This is a genomic window from Thermaerobacter sp. PB12/4term, from assembly GCF_003403315.2.
Taxonomy (GTDB): domain Bacteria; phylum Bacillota; class Sulfobacillia; order Thermaerobacterales; family Thermaerobacteraceae; genus Thermaerobacter.
The window spans coordinates 1,086,101-1,107,702 of record NZ_CP048407.1 but is presented as its reverse complement, the minus strand read 5'-3'; the positions used below and the strand labels follow the sequence as shown (position 1 = coordinate 1,107,702).

At 73.6% G+C, this 21,602-nt stretch carries 14 protein-coding genes; 4 read left to right on the top strand and 10 right to left on the bottom strand.

What is annotated here, in order from left to right:
- Positions 1–1,130: 1,130 nt before the first annotated feature.
- Both DYI95_RS04500 and DYI95_RS04495 read left to right on the top strand, forming a co-directional pair.
- On the top strand, positions 1,131–2,600 hold the full coding sequence (locus tag DYI95_RS04500; RefSeq protein WP_116901614.1) for a hypothetical protein: 1,470 nt from the start codon (positions 1,131–1,133) through the stop codon (positions 2,598–2,600).
- Between the two features lie 259 nt (positions 2,601–2,859).
- The gene (locus DYI95_RS04495; RefSeq protein ID WP_116901615.1) at positions 2,860–5,808 is read left to right on the top strand and encodes a bifunctional GNAT family N-acetyltransferase/acetate--CoA ligase family protein; all 2,949 of its coding nucleotides are present in this window, start codon (positions 2,860–2,862) and stop codon (positions 5,806–5,808) included.
- A gap of 75 nt (positions 5,809–5,883) precedes the next feature.
- On the opposite strand, the gene DYI95_RS04490 is transcribed toward DYI95_RS04495, so the two are convergent.
- The 5 genes from DYI95_RS04490 to DYI95_RS04470 form a co-directional block, all read right to left on the bottom strand.
- Positions 5,884–6,951, bottom strand: coding sequence for a nitronate monooxygenase family protein (locus tag DYI95_RS04490; protein ID WP_243149860.1), 1,068 nt, complete (start codon positions 6,949–6,951; stop codon positions 5,884–5,886).
- A 77-nt stretch (positions 6,952–7,028) separates the two neighbouring features.
- Positions 7,029–8,093 carry an MBL fold metallo-hydrolase gene (locus DYI95_RS04485; protein ID WP_116901617.1) on the bottom strand — a complete coding sequence of 355 codons (1,065 nt, stop codon included), beginning with the start codon at positions 8,091–8,093 and terminating at the stop codon, positions 7,029–7,031.
- 224 nt (positions 8,094–8,317) lie between these two features.
- Positions 8,318–10,132 carry an acyl-CoA dehydrogenase family protein gene (locus DYI95_RS04480; protein WP_116901618.1) on the bottom strand — a complete coding sequence of 605 codons (1,815 nt, stop codon included), beginning with the start codon at positions 10,130–10,132 and terminating at the stop codon, positions 8,318–8,320.
- 55 nt (positions 10,133–10,187) lie between these two features.
- On the bottom strand, positions 10,188–11,366 hold the full coding sequence (locus DYI95_RS04475) for an acetyl-CoA C-acyltransferase (protein WP_116901619.1): 1,179 nt from the start codon (positions 11,364–11,366) through the stop codon (positions 10,188–10,190).
- Between the two features lie 28 nt (positions 11,367–11,394).
- Complete coding sequence (locus tag DYI95_RS04470) at positions 11,395–13,797, bottom strand: 3-hydroxyacyl-CoA dehydrogenase/enoyl-CoA hydratase family protein (RefSeq protein WP_116901620.1); 2,403 nt, start codon at positions 13,795–13,797, stop codon at positions 11,395–11,397.
- Between the two features lie 301 nt (positions 13,798–14,098).
- Between DYI95_RS04470 and DYI95_RS04465 the strand changes: the two genes are divergently transcribed.
- Both DYI95_RS04465 and DYI95_RS04460 read left to right on the top strand, forming a co-directional pair.
- Positions 14,099–16,189 (top strand): NFACT family protein, encoded by a 2,091-nt coding sequence (locus tag DYI95_RS04465; RefSeq protein ID WP_116901621.1) that lies wholly within the window; start codon positions 14,099–14,101, stop codon positions 16,187–16,189.
- A 137-nt stretch (positions 16,190–16,326) separates the two neighbouring features.
- A complete protein-coding gene (locus tag DYI95_RS04460) occupies positions 16,327–17,547 on the top strand; it encodes a glycerate kinase (protein ID WP_116901622.1) in 1,221 nt (406 codons plus the stop codon).
- Between the two features lie 148 nt (positions 17,548–17,695).
- Here the strand turns inward: DYI95_RS04460 and pyrR are convergent, their stop codons facing one another.
- From pyrR to DYI95_RS12345, 5 genes are all read right to left on the bottom strand, one after another.
- The gene (gene pyrR, locus DYI95_RS04455) at positions 17,696–18,247 is read right to left on the bottom strand and encodes a bifunctional pyr operon transcriptional regulator/uracil phosphoribosyltransferase PyrR (protein WP_006903910.1); all 552 of its coding nucleotides are present in this window, start codon (positions 18,245–18,247) and stop codon (positions 17,696–17,698) included.
- A 103-nt stretch (positions 18,248–18,350) separates the two neighbouring features.
- Positions 18,351–19,316, bottom strand: coding sequence for an RluA family pseudouridine synthase (locus tag DYI95_RS04450; RefSeq protein WP_116901623.1), 966 nt, complete (start codon positions 19,314–19,316; stop codon positions 18,351–18,353).
- A 6-nt stretch (positions 19,317–19,322) separates the two neighbouring features.
- The gene (lspA, locus tag DYI95_RS04445) at positions 19,323–19,814 is read right to left on the bottom strand and encodes a signal peptidase II (protein WP_116901624.1); all 492 of its coding nucleotides are present in this window, start codon (positions 19,812–19,814) and stop codon (positions 19,323–19,325) included.
- 411 nt (positions 19,815–20,225) lie between these two features.
- Positions 20,226–20,972: a TraR/DksA C4-type zinc finger protein gene (locus DYI95_RS04440; RefSeq protein WP_116901625.1), complete on the bottom strand. Its 747-nt coding sequence runs from the start codon at positions 20,970–20,972 to the stop codon at positions 20,226–20,228.
- Between the two features lie 32 nt (positions 20,973–21,004).
- Positions 21,005–21,466 (bottom strand): DUF5665 domain-containing protein, encoded by a 462-nt coding sequence (locus DYI95_RS12345; RefSeq protein WP_243149859.1) that lies wholly within the window; start codon positions 21,464–21,466, stop codon positions 21,005–21,007.
- Positions 21,467–21,602: the final 136 nt, after the last annotated feature.

Here is a 21,602-nt window from a genome sequence, read left to right as displayed (position 1 = left end):
GGTGGTACCGCGGCCATCCCGTCTGGCGCCACCAGCGGCCACCCTCCAGGCCCCACCGGCCCCCCCTGGCCCGTCTCCATGCCACCCCTCATCGCCATCCCGGGATCACCCGTCCTGTGGCGGGTACCGTCGCCCCGCCGCTGATGGTTGTCCTGACCGTCCGGGGTCCCGGGGCGGTCCTGCCGCCCCCGGGGCCCGTCGCCGCGGGTAGGCCGGCCGGCGGCTGCCCCGGCCCCGGCGCCCGTCCCGCCCCCCGCTCCTTGCCCTTGAGCCCCGGCGGTCGCAGCCGGCATCCCCCGGCCTGCACCGGGCGGGCGGTGGACTTCCTGCCCGCCGCTCCCGCCGTGCTGCCCCCGGTCCCCGGCCCCGTCGTCCCCGCGACCGGTGACGGCCTCAAACTGTTCCTGCAACCAGCGCCGGGCTTCAACCAGCGGCCCTGCATCCCGGTGCCGCTGGCCCCCCGCGGTGGAGCTGCCCGTGCTGGTACTGGAACTCCTTCCGCGCTGGTCCCTGGACGCCGGCCCTGCCCCGCCCGCCATGCCGCCGGTGCGGGCCTGGGGGCCCCGGGCCTCGACCGCCTGCTCCCGCTCGGGAGCCAGGGACGAAGCCAGGGCCACCCGGGGACTGGGCCGCAGGCGGGCCCGGGGCCGGGGCGGCCGTCCCGGCTCGGCCCCCCGGCTCCCGATCACCTGCAGGGGTTCGGCGTCCCGCGTCCCGGGCACTAAAGTGTCAGGGGTCGTCCCTTCGGGGCCAGAACCGGTCCCCGGCCCAGGAAACGGCTTCCTCCCCGCCGCCAGCGCACCCGGTGCCGCGTCCGGGCCTCCCGGCGCGGGCCCTGCCGCCGATCCGCCCTGGAGATGCGCGCCGGGGCGGCGCCATCGAACCCAGCGTGCCACACCCCGCCCTCCCGTCGCCCTGGTTCCGGCCGCTATTCTACCCGGCCGGCCCGGACCGTAGCCGGACACGGGCGGATGGGAGGGGGCCCGGCTCCCGCCGCGGCATACCCCGGACCGGCCCGCATATCCATGGGGCAGGGCCGGGGCAGGGTCTGGACCTGAACTCGTCCGATCCCCCCAGGTTCGAGACCGGACCGGCTCCACCAGCGGCCCGATCCGGAGGGAGCACCCGCCATGGTCCCCGCTGGCCTGCCGCCGGCCGACCCCGCCGGGCGGAACAACCGGCCAGGCACCCGCCGCACGGTGGAACCGCCCGCGGTATCCGGGGAGCGGTCCAGGAGTGCTCCCGTCCCCGCCCTGCCGCCGGCCGGCTCGGGTCCCTCCGGCCCCGGCGACGGCTCCAGGGTCATCGGCCGCCGTCCCGGCTCTGGCACCAGCGGCCGCCTTCCGGGCCGCTATCCCCCCTGGCGCGACCAGCCCTTCCGGAACGCCCCCCGGCTTGTGCTGCTGGCCCTGGCCTTGCTGGCAGGCTGGGCCGTGCTCCGGGGGCCGGGCGGCGGCTCGGGGCCGGCGGGCCGGCTCGTCCCCGGGGGCGCGGTGGTGCGGGCCGAACTGTCCTTCGCGTGGCCCGAATACCCTGGCCGCGTCGTGCTCACCGCGTCCGAACGCCAGGCCCTGGCCCGCGCCCTGGCCCGCACCCGGCCGGCACCGGGCGGGCGCGGCGCCCCACCGCCGGGTCCCCATTTCGCATACTGGCAACTGGACTGGACCGGCCGGGCCGGGCGCCCCCACCGGCTGCTGGTCTCCCTGGACCGGCGCTTCTACGACCCCCAACAGGGGTATCTGGACCGGACCGGTCCCCTCTGGGCCGCTCTGGAACCGGTCACGCGCCGCCTGGCCGCGGACCTCTTCGGCGAGCCGCTGCCGTGGTCCGAGGTCGACCGGCTGTGGCCCTGGGACGCGGTCGCCCTGCTGCGGGACCTGGAGACGGGCCGGACCTTGCGAGTGACCCGCTACGGCGGCTACCAGCACGCCGACGTCGAGCCCCTGACCCGGGAAGACACCGCCATCCTCCGCTCCCTCTACGGCGGCAGCTGGAGCTGGCGCCGCCGCGCCGTGGTCCTGGAGATCGCAGGCCGGAAGATCGCGGCCTCCATCAACGGCATGCCCCACGGCGACCAGGTTGTGGCCGGCAATGGCTTCGACGGGCACTTCTGCGTGCACACCCTGGCATCCACGACCCATGTGGGCGACCGGGTCGACCCCGGTCACCATCTGATGGTCCTCAAGAGCAGTGGCCAGCTGGCCGCCCACCTGCAGGCTGCGCCGCCCCACGTGGCGGCCACCTGGTTGTGGGTGGCCCTGGCCAACGGGGATGCGGCCACGGCCGCCCACATGGTGACGGACCCCCGCGGCCCGGCCTGGGATCTTCTGGCGCGCCGCTTGGCCACGCGGATGCAGTTCGTGGAGATCGACCAGGCCGCGACCCTGGCGGTGCAAGGCCCGCGGGCCCGGGTCCGGATCCGGGGAACCATCTACTACGCCGGTGACCAGCCACCGGCGGCGCTGGACCTGACCTGGCCCATGACCCGCCAGGACGGGTTCTGGACGGTGGCTGCCTCCGACGTGGCCCGCCTGCTCCCCCCTGAACCGAACCCTCCGGCCGCACCCGGCCCTGCGGTGCCCGGGGCAACGGGGCGCTAGCCCGCCGGCCGCGCGGCCGCGACCACCGCAAGGCCTCCGCCAATGGCCACCGCCTCGGCCAGTGGCCACCGCCGGTCCCCCCGGTGCGGGACCGGAAAATCTCAGCCCCGTCTCAGGGGATCATCAGCGTCGTGGGGTTCACTGGCAGGCGGGGAGTTGCCCTGGCAGGAGGCATCCCCGCAGCAAACTAAGGAAAACACTGCAACTCGCTCCGGGACGGGCCCCCGCGGCTCCGGCCCCGGCAAGGAGGTCAAGCCCCATGAACAGCCGGCCGCCCCATGGCGATGAGACCGCCGGTTCCTCGCCCACCGTCCCCCCGCCTCCATCCCCGGCGCCGCCCGCCGGGGATGGCTCCCGCGGCCCGGCGACGGCTGGCCGCGGCACGGGCGAGAGTCAGGCCGCCGGACCCGCCGCCGGCGATGCCGGCCACCGCCGGACCGGGGGGACACCCCGCCGCGCCGGCCTGGCCGCCCTGCCGGCCCTGTACCCGGCACCCATCCCCCAGGACGGGCTGGAAGCCGGGCGCGTGCTGTTGCGCGACGGTACCGCCGCCACCCTGCGCCCCGCCCGGGACCGGGACCGCCCCCTGGTGGCCGAGTTCCTCGGGCGGGTTTCGGACCAGTCCCTCATGCGCCGCTTCTTCGCCGGCGAGTCCCGCGAGGCGGCGGTGGAAAGCCTGCTCCAGGTGGGGCCACCGGATGAGCGCTACACCCTGCTGGTGCTGGTGGGAGACCCCGACCACCCGCGGATCGTGGCCAGCGGCACGTACGTCCGGGACGAACGGGACCCTGACGCGGCGGAAGTGGCCTTCCTCGTGGAAGACGCCTACCAGGGCCGGGGGCTCGGCACCCTGCTGCTGGAACGGCTGGCCCTGATCGCCGCCCGCCACGGGATCCGCCGCTTCATCGCCTGGACCCAGCCGGACAACCGCCGCATGCTGGAGGTTCTGCGCGCCAGCGGCTTCGAAGCGGAACAGCACCACCGGGACGGCTACGTCGTGGTAAGCCTGGATGTGCACCCCAGCCCGGAGAGCGTGGAACGCAGCGAGATGCGGGACCGCATCGCCACGGTGGCCTCCCTGCGGCCCCTCTTCCGGCCCCGGGGCATCGCGGTGGTGGGCGCCTCCCGGGATCCCGGCAGCATCGGCTACCGCATTCTGGAGGCCCTGGTGATGAACCGGTACCAGGGGCCCGTCTACCCCGTGAACCCCAAGGCAGACGTGGTCGGGTCGATCCCGGCCTACCGGTCGGTGCTGGACATCCCCGGTCCCGTGGACCTGGCCGTCGTCGCCGTGCCCCGGGACGCGGTGCTCGATGTGGTCGACCAGTGCGGGGCCAAGGGGGTGCGCGGGCTGGTGGTGATCACCGCCGGCTTCGCGGAGACGGGGGCCGAGGGCCGGGCGCTGCAGGAGCGCCTGGTGGCCAAGGTGCGGGGCTACGGCATGCGCATGGTCGGCCCCAACTGCCTGGGGCTGATCAACACCGCCCCCGACGTGCGGATGAACGCCAGCTTCTCGCCGGTGTTCCCGCCCCACGGGCGGGTGGCCATGTCGTCCCAGAGCGGGGCCCTGGGGCTGGCCATCCTGGAATACGCCCGGGACCTGGGGCTGGGCCTCTCGACCTTCGTCAGCGTGGGCAACAAGGCCGACGTCTCGGGCAACGACCTGATCCAGTACTGGGAGGACGACGAGGACACCGACCTGATCCTCTTGTATCTCGAGTCCTTCGGCAACCCCCGGCGCTTCGCCCGCCTGGCCCGCCGGGTCGGGCGCAAGAAGCCGATCCTGGCGGTCAAGGCGGGACGCACGGCGGCCGGGACCAAGGCCGCGGGATCCCACACTGCCGCCCTGGCCGCCAGCGACACGGCGGTGGAAGCCTTGTTCCACCAGGCCGGGGTCATCCGGGCCGACACCCTGGAAGACATGTTTGACATCGCCGCCCTGTTGGCCAACCAGCCGCTGCCCGCGGGACCGCGGGTGGCGGTGGTCACCAACGCCGGCGGCCCGGGAATCCTGGCCACCGACGCCCTGGCAGCGGCGGGCCTCGAGGTGCCCGAGCCCTCGCCGGCCACCCGGGAAGCGCTGCGCCGGTTCCTCCCTGCGGCCGCCAGCCTGGGCAACCCCATCGACATGATCGCCTCGGCCACCGCCGACCACTACCGCCAGACCCTGCGGGCGGTGCTGGCCGACCCGGGCTTCGACGCGGCCCTGGTGATCTTCATCCCCGTGGGCCTGGCCGATGTCGAGGGGGTCGCGGCGGCGGTCCGGGAGGCGGTGGCCGAGGCCCGGCAGGCGGGCCACCAGAAGCCCGTGGTGGCGTGCTTCATGAGCGCCCTCGGCCTGCGCCAGCCCCTGGCGGTGGGTGCGGAGCGCATCCCTTCGTATCGCTTCCCCGAATCGGCCGCCCGAGCCCTGGCCAAGGCCTACGAGTACGCCCGCTGGCGCCGGCGGCCCCTGGGCCGGATCCCGGCCCATCCCGACCTGGACATCCCGCGCGCTCGGACCATCTGCCGGGAGGCGGCGGCCCGGGGCGGCGGGTGGCTGTCGGCGGCGGAAGTCGACGCGGTGCTGGACGCCTTCGGCCTGCCTCGGATCCCCACCCGTTTCGCCCGGGACGAGGAGGCGGCGGTGGCGGCCGCCGCCGAGCTGGGCTTCCCGGTGGTGGTGAAGATGGCCTCCCGCACCCTGGTGCACAAGACCGAGTGGGACGGCGTCCAGTTGAACCTGGAAGATGGCGATGCCGTGCGGGCCGCCTGCCGGGGTATCCGCAGCCGCCTCGCCGCCGCCGGCCGCGCCGGCGAGCTGGACGGCTTCGTGATCCAGCCGATGGTGCCCGGCGGCACCGAGCTGGTGGTCGGCGTCACGGAGGACCCCCTCTTCGGCCCCCTGATCGCCTTCGGCCTGGGCGGGGTGCACGTGGAGATCCTGAAGGATGTGGTCTTCCGCATCACGCCGCTGACCGACGTGGACGCGACCGAGATGGTCCGCAGCATCCGCGGCTACCGCCTGCTGGAAGGCTATCGCGGTCACCCCCCGGCGGACCAGGAAGCCATCCAGGACGTGCTGCTGCGGGTCTCGCGCCTGGTGGAAGAGATTCCGGAGATCGCCGAGCTGGACATCAACCCGCTGAAGGCGTTCGAGCCGGGCCGGGGCTGCCGGATCCTGGACGCGCGGATCAAGGTCGAAGGTGGCGAAAGCAACGAAAGGTAGGGATCAGCGCGGTTCCCGGGCCGCCGGACGGTGCCGGGGCCGCCGGGCGGCCCCGGCACCGCCGCCGCGCCCCTGTCAAGACTTGATCCCGCCCGGTTTTGAAACCTCGGCCAGCGCTCGTTGCGTCTCATCCCGCAACTGCTGTACCAGTTCCCCGGCCGGCATCTCCCTCGCCAGGCGGAAACCCTGACCGGCCCACAGGGCCATCCCGTCGGGGTCGCCGGCCCTGGCCGCCGCCTGGCGCAGTGGACGGGTCAGGAAATGCACGTGGGGGTACGCAGCCGGCGCGGCGGCGCTGTATTCCCGCACAAACCGGTTGACCAGCCCGCGGGCGCGACGGCCCGTGAAGGCACGGGTCAACGCCGTCGCGGTGAACCGGGGATCCGCCAGGGCCGCTTTGTGCAGCGGGTGGGCCCCACTCTCCGGGCAACGCAGGAACGCCGTGCCCATTTGCGCAGCACAAGCACCCGCCACCAGTACGGCGGCGATATCCCGGCCGTGCATGATGCCGCCCGCGGCGATCAGCGGCAGGGACACCGCCTGCCGGACCAGGCGCAACAACACGAGAAGGCCGTAATCCTCGCCTCCGGGGGACTCGTGATCGGCGAAGGAAGCCCGGTGCCCTCCCGCTTCCACGCCCTGGACGCACAGGGCATCGGCGCCGGCCCGGCTCGCCGTGACGGCCTCTTCAGGGGTCGTCACCGTCACCACCACACAGGAGCCGCGTCTCTTCAGTTCCGCAATCACATCCGGCGGCGGGCAACCGAAGGTGAAGCTCACCACCGGGACGGGCTCCCGCAGTAGAACCTCCAGCTTGGCCTCCCAGTCGTCGTCATCCCATACCGGTTCGCCCGGCTCGACGCCCAGGTGCCGGCCCTCCGCCCGCAACCGCTCCCTGAACCGCTGGACGGCCGCGAGATCCACGTCAACCTGCTGCGGGACGAAAAGATTGACACCGAAGGGCGCTCCGGTGAGCGCCCGCATCGCCCGGATTTCTTCCCTCATCGCACCGGCCGTCTTGTAACCGGCTGCCAGGAACCCCAGTCCCCCGGCCTGGGATACGGCCGCGGCGAGGGCCGGCGTGGAGACGCCGCCGGCCATGGGTGCCTGCACAATGGGAGAACGAAGGAGCTCGGGGAACACCTTTCCACCTCCGAAGGCGCTTCCTGCGGCGGGGGCGACGGGTCCCGCAGGCGCCGCTGCCGGCTCGCCTGCTCGGGCTAGGCCGGTGCGAAGAGGGCGACCACACCCCCGTCCCCGGCGGCGGGCTCCAGTCGCCGCCGCACCCTGCCCTCCGATTCCATCCATTCCAGGTGGCCGTTGACCTCGGACAGGGCCAACAGCAGGTGGGCCGGATCCCCGTTGCCGAAAAGGTGCGTGGCCAGCCGGTAGAGGGTCGCCTCACCCCCCAGTTCCGCCAGGGCGGCGCGAATCCGGGCGGCCCGGTCCTCCATGGCCGCCAGGCGCCGGTCGATGAGGCGGTGGGGATCCCGGAAGGGCTCGCCGTGGCCGGGCAGGCAGAGGCTGACCGGCAGCGCCCGTACCCGCTGAAGGGAGACGCGATAGTCGACCAGGCTGCGGGGCGGTTCCGGGCGCACCGGACGGCCGTGCTCGTCGAGGGGCGGCGGCTCGAGCAGCGCGTTGGACGAGATGGCCGGCAGCAGGTGGTCGCTGCTGATGAGAAGCCCGTCCCGCTCCCGGTAGAAACAGGTCTGGGACTGGGCGTGGCCGGGGGTGTGCAGGACCAGCCACCGGTCGTCGCCCATCTCGATCTCGTCGCCGTCTTCCAGCCAGCGTGCCACGGGCGCGACCGGCTCGGCCGCCATCAGCAGGTGGAGCCCCTGGAGCATGCTGCCCGCCAGGTCCGCGGGAACCCCGGCCGCCCGCCCGAAATCCTGGAAGAATGCAGCCCGCTCGGGATCGTTCCCGCCCAGGAAGTGGCGGGCCCCCCAGCGATGGGCCAGCACGGGCGGCAGGTTCGACCCGGGCCACCGGCGCAGCAGGCCGAAGTGATCGGCATGGGTGTGGGTGATCACCACCTGGGCCAGGTGATTCCAGTCCAGCCCGGCGGCGGCGAGCCCCGCCTCCAGGGCTTCCCGGCCCCGCCGCCCGCCGGGCCCCACGTCGACCAGGGTGGGCACCCGTCCCATTATGACGTAGGCGTTGACGTCCCCGACCGCAAAGGGGGTCGGCACAGTGATGCAGAGAACCCGGTCGTCGACCCAGCGGACCCGGGCCGGAACCCCCGTCGCCGGGGCCTCGGCACCCTTGCCCGGGGTTGCCATGGATCTTGCCTCCTCGCTCAGCAGGTCTTGACGGCGGCCGCCCCTGGGAACGGGCACGGGCGGGAGCCACCGGGCTCCCGCCCGCCGTCTCCTTCGTCCTTGGCCGCCGAACCCGCGACGTGGGACCGGTACAACGCGGCACCGGCATGGGACCGCCGCGACGGGCCGGCGGGCCAGAACACCCATCGCGAGGCGCCGCGGTCCGGCAGATGGGCGCCAACGGGTCAGCGGGTCGCCAGCGGGTACCCGCCCGCCTCCAGCACGGCCCGCGCCACATGACGCCCCAGGGCCACCCGGTTGACCGGCTCCCGCCGCAGCAGCCGCCGCACGACGCCCAGCTGCACCTGCAGGGTGTCGCCGCGCTCGATGGCCGCCAGGGCGTTGCGGGCGATGATCTCCACCCGGTCCAGGCTGCCCGCCACGAAGAGCCGCGCCAGGTCGGCGTGCAGGCCGTTGCCGCCGGCCTTCAGCGCCCGCAGCACGGTGCTCTCCATGGCGTACAGCTCGATGGCCAGGTCGGCGATGGCCGCCAGCAGCTCTTGCTCGTGTTCGAGCTGCTGCATGTACTTCTGGACCGCCAGGCCCGCCACCATGAGGCCCAGCCGCCGGGTGTTGGCGATCAGGGCCTGTTCTTCTGCCAGCGGGCCGGACACCGCCTCGCCGGCCGGCCCCAAGGGCGCCATCTCCGCCAGCTCCTTCTGGACCCGGGTCAGCGCCTGCATGAGGGGCAGCTGGCCCTTCATGGTCCGCCGCATCAGCTCCCGGGGGATCAGCAGCCGGTTGATCTCATTGGTCCCCTCGAAGATCCGGTTGATGCGGGCGTCGCGGTAGGCCCGCTCCACCTCGTACTCCTGCATGTAGCCGTAACCGCCGTGGATCTGGACGGCTTCGTCCACCACGAAGTCCAGGGTCTCGGACCCGAAGACCTTGTTGATGGACGCCTCCACGGCGTACTCGGAGATGGCGGCGATGGCCTGCCGGCCCGCGTCGGGCGCGTCGCCGTCGATCTCGCTCAGGCTGGCGTCGAAGGCGCCGGCGGTGCGGTACACCATCGCCTCCAGGGCGTAGGTCCGGGCGGCCATGGCGGCCAGCTTCTGCTGGATCAGCGGGAAGCTGGCGATGGGCTGGCCGAACTGCTTGCGGCTCTGGGCGTACTGGGTCGCGACGGCGATCAGCTCCTTGCACGCCCCCAGGTTGCCCGCCGCCAGCTTCCAGCGGCCGATGTTGAGGATGTTGAAGGCGATGTGATGGCCCTTGCCCACCTCGTGCAGGACGTTCTCCACGGGCACGGGCACGTCGTTGAGGTACAGGGTCCGGGTCGACGACCCCTTGATGCCCATCTTGCGCACTTCCTCCGACACCGAGACGCCGGGGAAGCTGCGCTCGACGATGAAGGCGGTCATCTTGTCGCCGTCGACCTTGGCGTAGACGACGAACACGTCGGCGAACCCGGAGTTGGTGATCCACTGCTTCTGCCCGTTCAGGATGTAGTGCTTGCCGTCCGGCGAGAGCACGGCCCGGGTTTTGCCGCCCAGGGCGTCGGAGCCCGCGTCGGGTTCGGTCAGGGCGTAGGCGGCGATCCACTCGCCGGTCGCCAGCTTGGGCAGGTAGCGGCGCTTCTGCTCCGGGTTGCCGAAGTAGACGATGGGCAGGGTGCCGATGCCCGTGTGGGCGCCGAAGGTGACGCCGAAGGAGCCCGCCGGCGCCAGCTTTTCCACCACCAGGGTGGCCGTGGCCTTGTCCAGGCCGAGGCCCTCGTAGGCGGCCGGGATCTCCACGGCCAGCAGCCCCAGCTCGCCGGCCCGCCGCAAGAGGGCCACCGAGTGCTCGTGGTGCCCGTGCTCCAGCTCTTCGATCAGGGGCCGGACTTCCTGCCAGGCGAAGTCCCGGGCCACCTGGCCGATCATCTTCTGCTCCTCGTTCAGGTCCTCCGCCGTGAAGATGTCTTCCGGCGCCGTGGCTTCCACGAGGAAGCCCGCGCCCAGCGGCTTGCGCCCGCGGGCCTCGCCGCCCGCCGGCATGGGCTGCGCATCCGCCATGCTCCTCATCCCTCCCAAGGCTCTTCCCGGTTCCAGAGTCTCCGGGGCGGCCGGGTCAGCTGGCGAATTCGAAGACGCCCGCCGCGCCCATGCCGCCGCCGATGCACATGGTCACCACGCCGTAGCGGGCCTTGCGCCGGGCCGCCTCGTGCATCAGGGTGACCACCTGCCGCGCCCCCGTGCAGCCCAGGGGATGGCCCAGGGCGATGGCGCCGCCGTTGACGTTCACCCGGGCGGGATCCAGCTCCAGCTGCCGCACCACCTGGACCACCTGGGCGGCAAAGGCCTCGTTGAGCTCGATGAGATCCACATCCTGCAGCCGCACCCCGGCCATCCTGAGGGCCTTGGGCACGGCCACCACCGGACCCACTCCCATGATGTCGGGGTCCACACCGCCCACGGCGAAGCTCCGGAAGACGGCCTTGACGGGCAGCCCGCGCCGCTCGGCCTCCTCGGCCGACATGACGATCACCGCCGCCGCGCCGTCGTTGGTGGGCGAGGAGTTACCCGCCGTCACCGACCCGTCCCGGCGGAAGACCGGCTTGAGCTGGGCCAGGCGCTCCAGGGTGGTGTCCCGGCGCACGCACTCGTCCGTGTCGAAGGTGAAGGTCTCCTCCAGCCGCTTGCCCTGTTCCACCCGCACCCGGCGCACGGTGACGGGCACGATCTCATCCTTGAAGCGGCCCGCGTCGATGGCGGCCGCAGCCTTGCGGTGGCTCTCCAGGGCCCAGCGGTCCTGGTCTTCCCGGCTGACGCCGAAGCGGCGGGCCACCTCTTCCGCCGTGTGGCCCATGCCCATATAGACCTGGGGATACTCCGCCACCAGCGCCGGGTTCAGGGACGGGTTGTGCCCCATCATGGGCACCCGGCTCATGGTCTCGACGCCGCCGGCGATCACGATGTCCGCCCCGCCGACCATCACCCGCTCCGCCGCGATGGCGATGGCCTGAAGGCCCGACGAGCAGAACCGGTTGACGGTGAAGCCCGGCACGCTGGTCGGCAGGCCCGCCCGGATGGCCGCAATGCGCGCAATGTTGAGCCCCTGCTCGCCCTCGGGCAAGGCGCAGCCCAGGATGACGTCGTCGATCTCGCCCGGCTCGATGCCCGGCGCCCGCTCCAGAGCCGCCTTGATCACCAGGGCAGCCAGGTCGTCGGCCCGCATGTCCTTCAGGGCGCCCTTCTGGGCGCGGCCGATGGCCGTCCGGGCACCGGCTACGATCACCGCTTCACGCATGCCGCTCACCTCGCTCCCGAGGGTGGTGTCAGTTGCGCAGGGGCTTGCCCGTCTTGAGCAGGTGCTGCATCCGCGCCTGGGTCTTGGGCTCGCCCACCAGGCTGAGGAAGGCTTCCCGCTCCAGGTCCAGCAGGTACTCTTCGTCCACCTCGGTGCCCGGCGGCACGTCGCCTCCGGCCAGCACGTGGGCCAGCTTGCGGGCGACCTTGAGATCGTGCTCGCTGGCGTAGCCGCTCCAGTGCATGCTGATGGCCGCCAGCTCCAGCAGGGCCCGCCCGCTGTCGCCCACCACGGGGATGCGCCGGCGCACCGGCGGCCGGTAGCCCGCGTCGTCCAGGGCCAGCACCGCCTGCTTGGCTTCGTAGATCAGATGGTCCGGGTTCGTCACGATGCGGTCGGTGTTCCGGAAGAACCCCAGCTGCCGCGCCTCGGCCGCCGACAAGGCCACCCGCGCCGTGGCGATCAGCTCGAAGACCCGGTTGACCAGCACCTGCAGGTTGACCCGGCCCATCACGTCGGTGGTGGCCGGCCCGGGCGTCTGGGCGTACTTGCCCGAGAAGACCTCCGGCACGTTCTCGATGGCCCTGAGCAGCATCTCCTTGGTGCCGCCGCCGCCCGGGATGACCCCGGCGCCCACCTCCACCAGGCCGATGTAGGTCTCGGCCGACGCCACCACCTGGGCGCCGTGCAGGGCCACCTCGCAGCCGCCGCCCACGGTGATGCCGTACGGCGCCACCACCACCGGGCGGGCGGCGTACTTGAGCTTCATGTTGGCGTACTGGAACCGGCGCACCATGGCGTCGATCTCGTCCCACTCGCCCATCTGCGCCGCCAGCAGCATCAGCATGAGGTTGGCGCCCACGGAGAAGTTGGGCTTGACGTGGCTGGAGATCACCAGGCCGCGCCAGTTGGCCTCCACCTCGGCCACCGCCTTCTCCACCATCTGGATGAAGTCGGGGCCGATGGCCTGCTTGGGCCCGTGGAAGTCCAGAAGCAGGACCTCGTCGCCCAGGTCGACCAGGGTGGCCCCGGTGTTCCGGTCGACCACCCGGTTCCCCTTCAGCAGGGCCGGCACGTCGATGGAGCGCGGGTCCGCCTCCACCGGGACGTACTCGCCGCCCGCGGCCAGCGCCAGGGTGCGGCCGTCCTGCTCCACGTAGAACCGGCCCGGCCCGTTCTTGATGGCCTCCACCAGCCAGCCGGGCAGGCGCTCGCCGTCCCGCTCCATGCGCTCCAGGACCGCTGCCGCGCCCAGGGCGTCCCACAGTTCAAAGGGCCCCGCGTTCCAGCCGAAGCCCCACTTGATGGCCCGGTCGATGCTGGCCACGTCGTCGGCGATCTCGCCCAGCTTGTTGGCGGCGTAGGCCAGGCTGCGCCGGGTGATCTCCCAGGCGAAGCGCCCCGCCACGTCGTCCGCCGCCAGCAGGGTCTTGATCCGCTGCAACGGGTCTTCGATGGCACGCACCGCCTGCAGGGACGGCGCGTTCAGCCGCCGGCGCGACCGGTATTCCATGGTGGCGGGATCGAGCACCAGGATCTCCCGGCTGCCGTCGGGCTGCTTGACCCGCTTGTAGAAGCCCTGGCCGGCCTTCTCGCCCGTCCAGCCGCGTTCCACCAGCTGGCGCATGAACTCGGGCAGGGTGAAGGCGGCCTGTTCCTCCGGATCCTGGACGGCGGCGCGGGTGTTGTCGGCCACGTCCTTCATCACGTCGATGCCGACCACGTCCAGGGTGCGGAAGGTGGCGCTCTTGGGCCGGCCCATGTTCTCGCCGGTGATCTCGTCCACCTCGTCGGGGCCGAGGCCGAACTCCTGCATCGCCCGACCCGTCACCATGAGCCCGTAGCAGCCGATGCGGTTGGCGATGAAGTTGGGCGTGTCCTTGGCCAGCACGACCCCCTTGCCCAGGATCCGCGTGGCGAAATCGCGCATGGCCTCGACCACGGCCGGGTCGGTCTCGGGGGTCGGGATCAGCTCCAGCAGGTGCAGGTAACGAGGCGGGTTGAAGAAGTGGGTCCCCAAGAACCGCCGCCGCGCTTCCTCCGGCAGCGCGCTGGCGATGGCCCGGATGGACAGGCCCGAGGTGTTGGTGCTGTAGATGCCCCCCGGCCGCAGGAAGGGGGCCACCCGCTGCCACAGCTGCTGCTTGACGGGCAGTTGCTCAAGCACTGCCTCGACGACCCATTCGGCGTCGCGCAGGCGCGCCAGATCCCCCTCGTCCTGGAAGGAGGCCGGCGAGATGAGGTCCAGCACGTCCCGGGTGTAGATCGGCGAAGGCTTGAGCTCCGCCAGGCGCTGCCTGGCCTTCTCCACCAGTTCCCGGCTGAGGTCGAACAGGTCGACGGGAATGCCCTGGTTGGCCAGGTGGGCGGCAATCTGGGAGCCCATGGTGCCGGCCCCCAGCACCGCAACCCGGCGAAAGACCTTCGGCATCGCGTCCCCTCCCATCGTGGTCCGGCCGCCCGTTCCGGCCGTCGCCGCCCGGCGGTGACAGCGCCCCCGGCCCCGGGCTGTCCTCCAGCCACCAGGAGCGACAGCGGTTTCGGCCCGGGGCCTGGCGCCGACCGACCGGTCGGTCGAGTCATGGGTGACTTCGACGGCTTCGGGTAAATCCCTTCGCGGGCCCCGGCGGGGTTTTCGACCAGTTTCCCGGCGGGCCGCCGCGGTATAGTGAAAGAGGCTCCAACCCGACCTAGCATCTGGTCCAACGGCAGAAGCCACGGGAGGGACACCGTTGAACGGCCTGGTCCTGGCCGCCGTCCTGCACGAATTGAGCGGCTTGCTGCCCGCCCGGGTGGAGCGGATCTACCAGCCCGAGCCCCACCTGCTGGTGCTGCGGCTCTACGCCGGGCGGGAGGTTCACCTGTTGATCGGGGCCGATCCCGGCCTGCCGCGGCTGCACCTCACGGCCCGGCCGCCGGCCAACCCGCCGGCGCCACCCGCCTTTTGCATGCTGCTGCGCAAGCACCTGGAGTCGCTGCGCCTGGTGGCGGCCCGCCAGGGGCCGGCCTTCGACCGCTGGGTGCAGCTGGACTTCGTTGCGCCCGGCCCGGACGAACCGGGACGCCGCCGGCATCTGATCATCGAGCTCCTGGACCGGCGCGCCAACGTGGTGCTCACGGACGGCGAGGGCCGCATCCTCGATGCCCTGCGGCGCACGCCCGGCTCCGCCTCGCGCTCCCTGCTGCCGGGAAGCCGGTACCAGCCGCCGCCGGCTCCCACGCCTCTCCCCGGCGGGGATGCAAGCTCCCTTGGCCGAACCTGGCTGGAGGCCGTCACGGCGCCGGGCCCCGAGGCAGCCGGCGGCCGCTCCCGCGGGCCCCGGCCCGCGTGGCGCAGGCTGCTGGAGCAGGTGCCGGTGCTGGGCCGGGAACTAGCGCAGGAGGCCCTGCACCGGGCGGGGCTGGATCCGGCGACCGGCAGGCCCCTTCCCGCGGAGGCGACCGCTGCCCCGGAGGGGGCAGGGCGGGGGAAGGCCCTGGCCAGGGTGGTGCTGGGCTGGCTGGCGGCGGCCCGGCAGGGCCGGTTCGACCCGGTGCTGGTGCGGGACCCGGCCGGGGCCGCCATCGCCCTCACCGCCTTCCCCGTCACGCCGCCGCCCGGGGGCCGGCTGGAACGGCCGCAAGGCGCCCTCTGGCCCCTGTGCGACACCTTTTACCGAGAGCGCCTGGACGCCCTCACCCGCCAGCACCTGCGCCAGCAGCTGGAGCAGCTGCTGCGGGAGGCCCTGAGCCGGGCCCGGCGGCGCCTGGAGGCGCGGGAAGAGGACTTCGACCGCACCGAGCAGGCCGAACCCTACCGCATCTACGGTGAGCTCCTGACGGCCTTCGCCGGCCAGGTGCCCCGGGGCGCCAGGCAGGTGACCCTGCCCAACTACTACGACCCGGAGGGCGCCACCGTGACCATTCCCCTGGACCCTGCCCTGAGCCCCCAGGAAAACGCCCAGCGCTACTTCCGCCTGTACCAGAAGGCCCGGCGCGGCCGGGAACAGGCAGCCGCCCTGCTGGAGGCCGCCCGGGAGGAGATGGCGTACCTGGAGTCGGTGGAACAGGCCCTGGCCGAGGCCGTCTCCGCCGGCGACCTGGAGGCCATCGCCGCCGAGCTGGCGGAGCAGGGCTACGCCCCGGCCTTTGCGAACCTGGCCGCCCATTCCACCCCCGCGGGGAAGGGGTCAAGCCCCCGGGGTGCGGATCCCGGGCGCGGCCGGGGCCGGAGCCCGGCCGGGTCTCCGGACCCGGCGACCACGGGAGGCCCGCCCTCCCCGGCCCGGCGCGCCGGTGGCGACGGGGCCGGGTTCCTCCGGTACCGCGGGCCGGGAGGCGAGCTCATCCTGGCCGGACGCAACAACCGGCAGAACGACGCCCTGGTCACCCGGGTCGCCAACCCGTGGGACATCTGGCTGCATGCCCGGCAGGTGCCGGGTTCCCACGTCCTCCTGCGGCTGGCCCACCGGGAGGCGGAACCGGCGGCGGAGGCGCTGGAGGCGGCGGCGCGGGTGGCGGCCTACCACAGCAGGGCCCGGGGCTCGGGCCGGGTGGCCGTGGACTACACCGAAGCACGCCACGTGCGCAAGCCCAAGGGCGCCCGGCCCGGTTTCGTCCGCTACGAGCACGCCCGCACCTTGTTCGTGTCCCCCGATCCGGAAGGGCTTCCCCCTCGGCTGGATGGGGGGTCCGATGCTGCCCGCGGCGGGCAGGACGGTGCAGCGGGCGCCGAGGACAGCGACCGTCCGGAGGAGCCCGGCCGCGGCGGTGCCCAATCTCCCGCCGCGGCCCTGGAAGGAGGCGGAGGGGCCCCGGCGGTTTCGCAGGGACGGGAAGGATGACCCCGCCGACCCCGGCGGCACCACCATGCCGGGACGGCCCTGCGCCGGCGCCCTGGGGCCTCCGGGGCAGCGGCGGGGACCGGGCCAGGGGGGTAGCCGGCGGGATCGGGGCGGCCATCGGGCGGGGAGGGTGGACCATGGTGCAGGCAACCGGATCCGGAAGGACCGGCGGGGTACCGGACCCGGTGCCCCCGCGGGTGCTGGTGGCGCCGGACTCCTTCAAGGGCAGCCTCACGGCGGAGGAGGCCGCGGCCGCCATGGCCCGCGGCGTGGCCCGCGGCTGGCCCGGGGCGGCGGCCACCCAGCTGCCGCTGGCCGACGGGGGCGAGGGCACCGCGGCGGTGCTGGTTCGCGCCACGGGCGGCCGCTGGATCCGGCGCCGGGTGACGGGCCCCCTGGGGGAGCCCGTGGAGGCCCGGTGGGGGCTTCTGGGTGACGGCCAGACGGCGGTGGTGGAAATGGCCGCCGCCTCGGGGCTGCTCCTGGTGCCACCCGGGAAGCGCCGGCCCCTGGAGGCCACCACCACCGGCACGGGCGAGCTGATCCGGGACGCCCTGGACTACGGCTGCCGCCGGCTCCTGGTCGCCATCGGCGGCAGCGCCACCACCGACGGCGGCACGGGCATGCTGGCGGCCCTGGGAGCCCGGTTCCTGGACGGTGCCGGGAGGCCGCTCCCGCCCGGGGGCGGCGCCTTGACCCGCCTGGAACGGATCGACCTGTCTGGCCTGGATCCGCGGCTGCGACAGGTCACCATCGAGGTGGCGTGCGATGTGGACAACCCCCTGACGGGCCCCCGCGGCGCGGCCCGCGTATACGCCCCCCAGAAGGGAGCCACCCCCGAGCAGGTGGAGATCCTGGAGGCGGGCCTGGCACGCCTGGCCGGCGTAGCGGCCCGCACCCTGGGCCATGACCGGCGGGACGAACCCGGCGCCGGCGCCGCAGGCGGCCTGGGCTTCGCCCTGATCGCCTTCCTGGGCGCCCGGCTCCGACCCGGTGCCGAGCTGGTGATGGACGCCGCCGGCTTCGACCGGCACCTGGAAGCGGTCGACCTGGTGCTGACGGGTGAAGGGCGCACCGATGCCCAGACCCTGGCGGGCAAGCTGGTGGCCCGGGTGGCTGCCCGGGCCCGCCGGCACGGGCGCCCCGTGGTGGTGATCTCCGGCGCCGTCGACCCGGAGGTGGAACCGGCCCTGAAGGAACGGGGGATCGCCGCCCTCCTGGCAGCGACCCCCGGGCCCATGCCGGTGCGGCAGGCCATCGCCCAGGCCGCCCGCAACGTGGAGGCGGCGGCGGCCCGGGCCCTGGCGCTGCTGCGCCTTGGAGCAGGGCTTGCGCGGGCGGGACAACCCCGGGCATAGGCCGCGGACTGCTTCCTGCACCCGTGCCCTGCCCCCTGCCCTCCCTGCCCTGCTCCCCGGCCCTGCCCCCGGACCGGCCGCTGCCCCAGCCCGGCCCCTGGCCCGAACCCTTGCCCGGGCCCTCGCCCTTGCCGCTGCGCCGGCCACCTCAGGGCTGTTCCATGATCCAGACCTCGTCGACGCCGTCCACCTCCTCCAGGCGGCACTCGATGACCTCCCGCCGGGAGGTAGGCACGTTCTTCCCCACGTAGTCGGCGCGGATGGGGATCTCCCGGTGGCCGCGGTCGACCAGCACCGCCAGCTGGACCGTAGCGGGGCGACCCAGGTCCACCAGGGCGTCCAGAGCCGCCCGGATGGTGCGGCCGGTGTAGAGGACGTCGTCACAGAGGATGATGTGCTTGCCCTCGATGGAGAAGGGAACGTCGGTGTTGTTCACCGTCGGCTTCTCGCTGAGGCGCGACAGGTCGTCGCGGTACAGGGTGATGTCCAGGATGCCCACCGGCAACTCCTTGCCTTCGAACTCGGCAATGGCCCGCGCCAGCCGCTGGGCGATGGGCACGCCACGGCGGCGGATGCCGATGAAGACCACCTGGTCCAGATCGCGGTTCCGCTCCACGATCTCATGGGCAATGCGCACCAGGGCGCGGCGCAGGGCCTCCTTGTCCATGATGCGCGCCTTTTCTTTCAGTCCTCCTGCCATGGACTTCCCTCCCGTTGGGGTGCTCGGCGCCGGGCCGGGTGCCCGGCGTGGGCGGCGCACCCGCCGGCTCGCGGGCCCCGACCGGCCCCGGCCCGAGGGTCCGTCAACCCTCTGCGCCCGCCCGGGCCCGCTCCAGGGCCGCGAGGAAGTCGGCCGGCGGCGGCACCGTGAAGTCCATGGGCCGGCCGTCCCGCGGGTGGGCAAAGGCCAGGCGGGTCGCATGCAGGGCCTGCCCCTTGAGACCCAGCTCGCCCTGGGCGCGGCGGCCGCCATAGACCGGATCTCCCGCCACCGGCAGGCCGATGAAGGCTAGGTGGACCCGGATCTGGTGGGTCCGGCCGGTGTCCAGCCAGCAGCGCAACAAGGTGTACCGGCCCACCTGTTCCACCACGGCAAAGTGGGTGCGCGCCGGCCGACCTCCGGTGGTCAGCACGGTCATCCGGGTCCGATCGGCCGGATGGCGGCCGATGGGCGCCTCCACCGTGCCTTCCCGCACCTCGGGCCAGCCCCGCACCAGGGCCAGGTACTCGCGGTGGACCCGCCGTTCTTTGATCTGCCGTACCAGCTCCCGGTACGCAAGGGGGCTGCGGGCCACCACCAAGAGCCCCGTGGTGTCGCGGTCCAGACGGTGGACGATGCCAGGCCGTCCCGGGCCCCCGACCCCCTCCATCTCGGGATACCGGGCCAGCAGGGCGTTGGCCAGGGTACCCTGGGGGTGGCCCGGCGCCGGGTGGACCACCCAGCCCCGCGGCTTGTTCAGCACCACCACGTCAGGGTCCTCGTAGACCACGTCCAGGGGCAGCGCCTCGGGCACCACACCCGAGGGCGCGGGTTCCGGCAACTCGATGACCACCTCTTCTCCGGGTTCCAGCCGCCGGCTGGGCCGGGCGGTGCGGCCGTTGACCCAGACCCGGTGGCTGCGGATCAGCCGTTGAATGGCCGACCGGGTCAGGTCGAGGCCGTCCTGCTCGGCCAGGAAGACGTCCAGCCGCTCCCCGGCCGCCGAGCCGGGGACGACGAACACCGCTGTGCGGGATGCACGCCCGGCTACGGGTGGGTCATCGGCCATAGTCGCTCAGTTCCCCCCTCCCCCCGGCCCCTGCACCGGATCCGGCGCCGCGTCACGGTCTGCCAGCAGCCAGAGGACCAGGAGGGCGGTGCCGGTGACGATCGCGGCATCGGCCACGTTGAAGACCGGCCAGCGGTGCAGCGGCCAGAACTCCAGGTCGACGAAGTCGACCACGTATCCCCAGCGCAACCGGTCGATCAGGTTGCCAACGGCGCCCCCCAGCTGCAGGCCCAGGGCCAGCCGGGCCGACCCCGCCCGGCCGGGCAGCCGGGGCAGCCAGTAGAGGATGGCGGCGATGACCACCACGGCCACCACGATGAAGAAGAGGGTCTGGTTCTGCAGGAGACCAAAGGCTGCGCCCCGGTTCTGGACGTAGGTCCACTGCACCACACCGGGAAGAACCGGCACGGTGCCCCAGGGCGCGATCCGGGCCAAGACCCAGGCCTTGGTCGCCTGGTCGGCGGCCAGTACCAAGAGGGCGGTTCCGACGGGTAGCAAGCCGTTGCCTCCTGTTGCGGTTGCCTGGCGGCTAGCCGGGGATCCTTCGGGCTGCTCTCCTCCATCACATTCCCCATGCCTGCCGTCATCCCTGCCGCCCCGCCTTCGAGTCCAGGGCGCAGCGGGACCCCAAGGCGCAGCGGGACCGGCCCGGCCCGGTCCGGGGGCGCGGCAGCGCCGGCCAGAACCAGGTCCGGGGCGCGGCGGGGCCGTTCGGCCCGCCCGGACCGCGGCGGGCTCGCCAAGCCCTGGCTCAGGCCCTCTGCGACCCCGCCGGAGCCCGGGCGGCTAGCCTGGGCCGGGCAGCCGCCCCGGGCTCGGGGAGCCGGCCCGGGTTCGGGAGACCGTCCCGGGCCGGTTCGTCGGGACCGGTGCCTCCGCCAGCCGGTGGCGGGCCCTGGCCGAGCGGCCTTACGCCGGACCCGCTCCGTTCCCCTGGCCGCCAGGGCTCCGGCCGAATTCGCCGTCCCCGGCGGTGTTCTGCCGGCGCTGGGCCTTGACGGCCTCCTGGGCGACGACGATGTCTTCCGCCGACTCGAAGCGCCGGTCCAGCAGCCGGTCGGTGTGTTCCACCAGCCCGCTGTCGTCCCCCGCGTCCTCGTAGATGTCGGGATAGGTGGCCGGTTCCCACACGTCCTGGGGCGTGTCGGAACTGCCGTACTGGGCCACCGACTGCCAGGCGTCTTCCCCGTCGAAGTCGATCTCGCCGGTGTCGTCGCGCCAGGAGCGGGCGAAGGGCGGCGAGAGGACCTCCTCCTCCACGGGACGGGCGGTGCCCCGCACCTTCTTCTCCCGCTCGGCCATGGCGGTGGCGCATCCGGCGCAGAAGGGCGTGGCCGGCAGGACCTCCAGGCGCTCCCGCGGGATGGGCCGGCCGCAGCGCTGGCAGTAGCCGTAGGATCCGTCGTCCAGCCGCGCCAGGGCGGCGTCGATGTCGTGCAGGGCCCGCTGGATGTCACGCCGGCGACCGATGTCCTTGGCCATCTCGAAGGTTTCCGTGCCCACGTCGCCGGGATGGTTGTCGTACGTGGAAAGCTCGCCGATGGACTCCCGCTGGGAAGGCCGGCCGATGTCGCTGTTGTAGCGCAGGTCCCCGGCAAGGCGGCGCCGCTCCTCCAGGAGGCGCCGGCGAAAGTGCTCGCGGACTTCCGGTCGCATGGACCATTCCCCCTGTCAGCCGGCGGCCGCCCTCAGGGACCGGGCGGGGCGCCGCCCGGCCCCGGCGTGCCACCGTCCAGCTCGGTGCGGACGATGCGCAAGAGGTCGGCCACCAGGCTGCCGATGTACGGCAGGTTCAGTTCCACCGCGCGCTGCAGGGCCAGAAGGACCAGGGCGCCCAGCAGCGTGAACCCCACCGCCGCCCCCAGCCCCCGGGCCACCCCGGCCAGAAAGTTCATCCAGAAGAGCCGGCCCGGGTCGCGAAAGAGGGCCAGGTACTCGCCGATGCTGATCCGCTCCCACCGCCAGGTGAGCTCGTCCAGCCGGTGGAGGATGCCGGCCAGCAGTGTACGCGGGGGCGGCCCGGGGCGCCCGGTGCTCCTGCCGCCGCCGGCGCGCGGTCCTGTCCCCGCACCCGCCCCCGCCCCCGGAAGGCGCCACCGGTCCGGGAAGGCCGGGACCGGGCCGGGGGAATGCGGGACGGTGGCCGGCACCCGCTGAATTGCCACCCCGGCGGCACTGCGCCGGCTGACGGGCGCCGGCGCCGGCTCGCCCGGGCGGAAGGAGCGGGATGCCCGGTGGGCACCTTCCTGGGGACGGCGGTCGCCCCGCCCCTTGGCCCCCCGAGGG

Excerpts from the sequence above, each read along its gene's own strand:
- DYI95_RS04500 (WP_116901614.1), top strand. The coding sequence starts at position 1,131 with ATGGTCCCCGCTGGCCTGCCGCCGGCCGACCCCGCCGGGCGGAACAAC.
- DYI95_RS04495 (WP_116901615.1), top strand. The coding sequence starts at position 2,860 with ATGAACAGCCGGCCGCCCCATGGCGATGAGACCGCCGGTTCCTCGCCC.
- DYI95_RS04485 (WP_116901617.1), bottom strand. The coding sequence starts at position 8,093 with ATGGCAACCCCGGGCAAGGGTGCCGAGGCCCCGGCGACGGGGGTTCCG.
- DYI95_RS04480 (WP_116901618.1), bottom strand. The coding sequence starts at position 10,132 with ATGGCGGATGCGCAGCCCATGCCGGCGGGCGGCGAGGCCCGCGGGCGC.
- DYI95_RS04475 (WP_116901619.1), bottom strand. The coding sequence starts at position 11,366 with ATGCGTGAAGCGGTGATCGTAGCCGGTGCCCGGACGGCCATCGGCCGC.
- DYI95_RS04470 (WP_116901620.1), bottom strand. The coding sequence starts at position 13,797 with ATGCCGAAGGTCTTTCGCCGGGTTGCGGTGCTGGGGGCCGGCACCATG.
- DYI95_RS04460 (WP_116901622.1), top strand. The coding sequence starts at position 16,327 with ATGGTGCAGGCAACCGGATCCGGAAGGACCGGCGGGGTACCGGACCCG.
- pyrR (WP_006903910.1), bottom strand. The coding sequence starts at position 18,247 with ATGGCAGGAGGACTGAAAGAAAAGGCGCGCATCATGGACAAGGAGGCC.
- DYI95_RS04450 (WP_116901623.1), bottom strand. The coding sequence starts at position 19,316 with ATGGCCGATGACCCACCCGTAGCCGGGCGTGCATCCCGCACAGCGGTG.
- DYI95_RS04440 (WP_116901625.1), bottom strand. The coding sequence starts at position 20,972 with ATGCGACCGGAAGTCCGCGAGCACTTTCGCCGGCGCCTCCTGGAGGAG.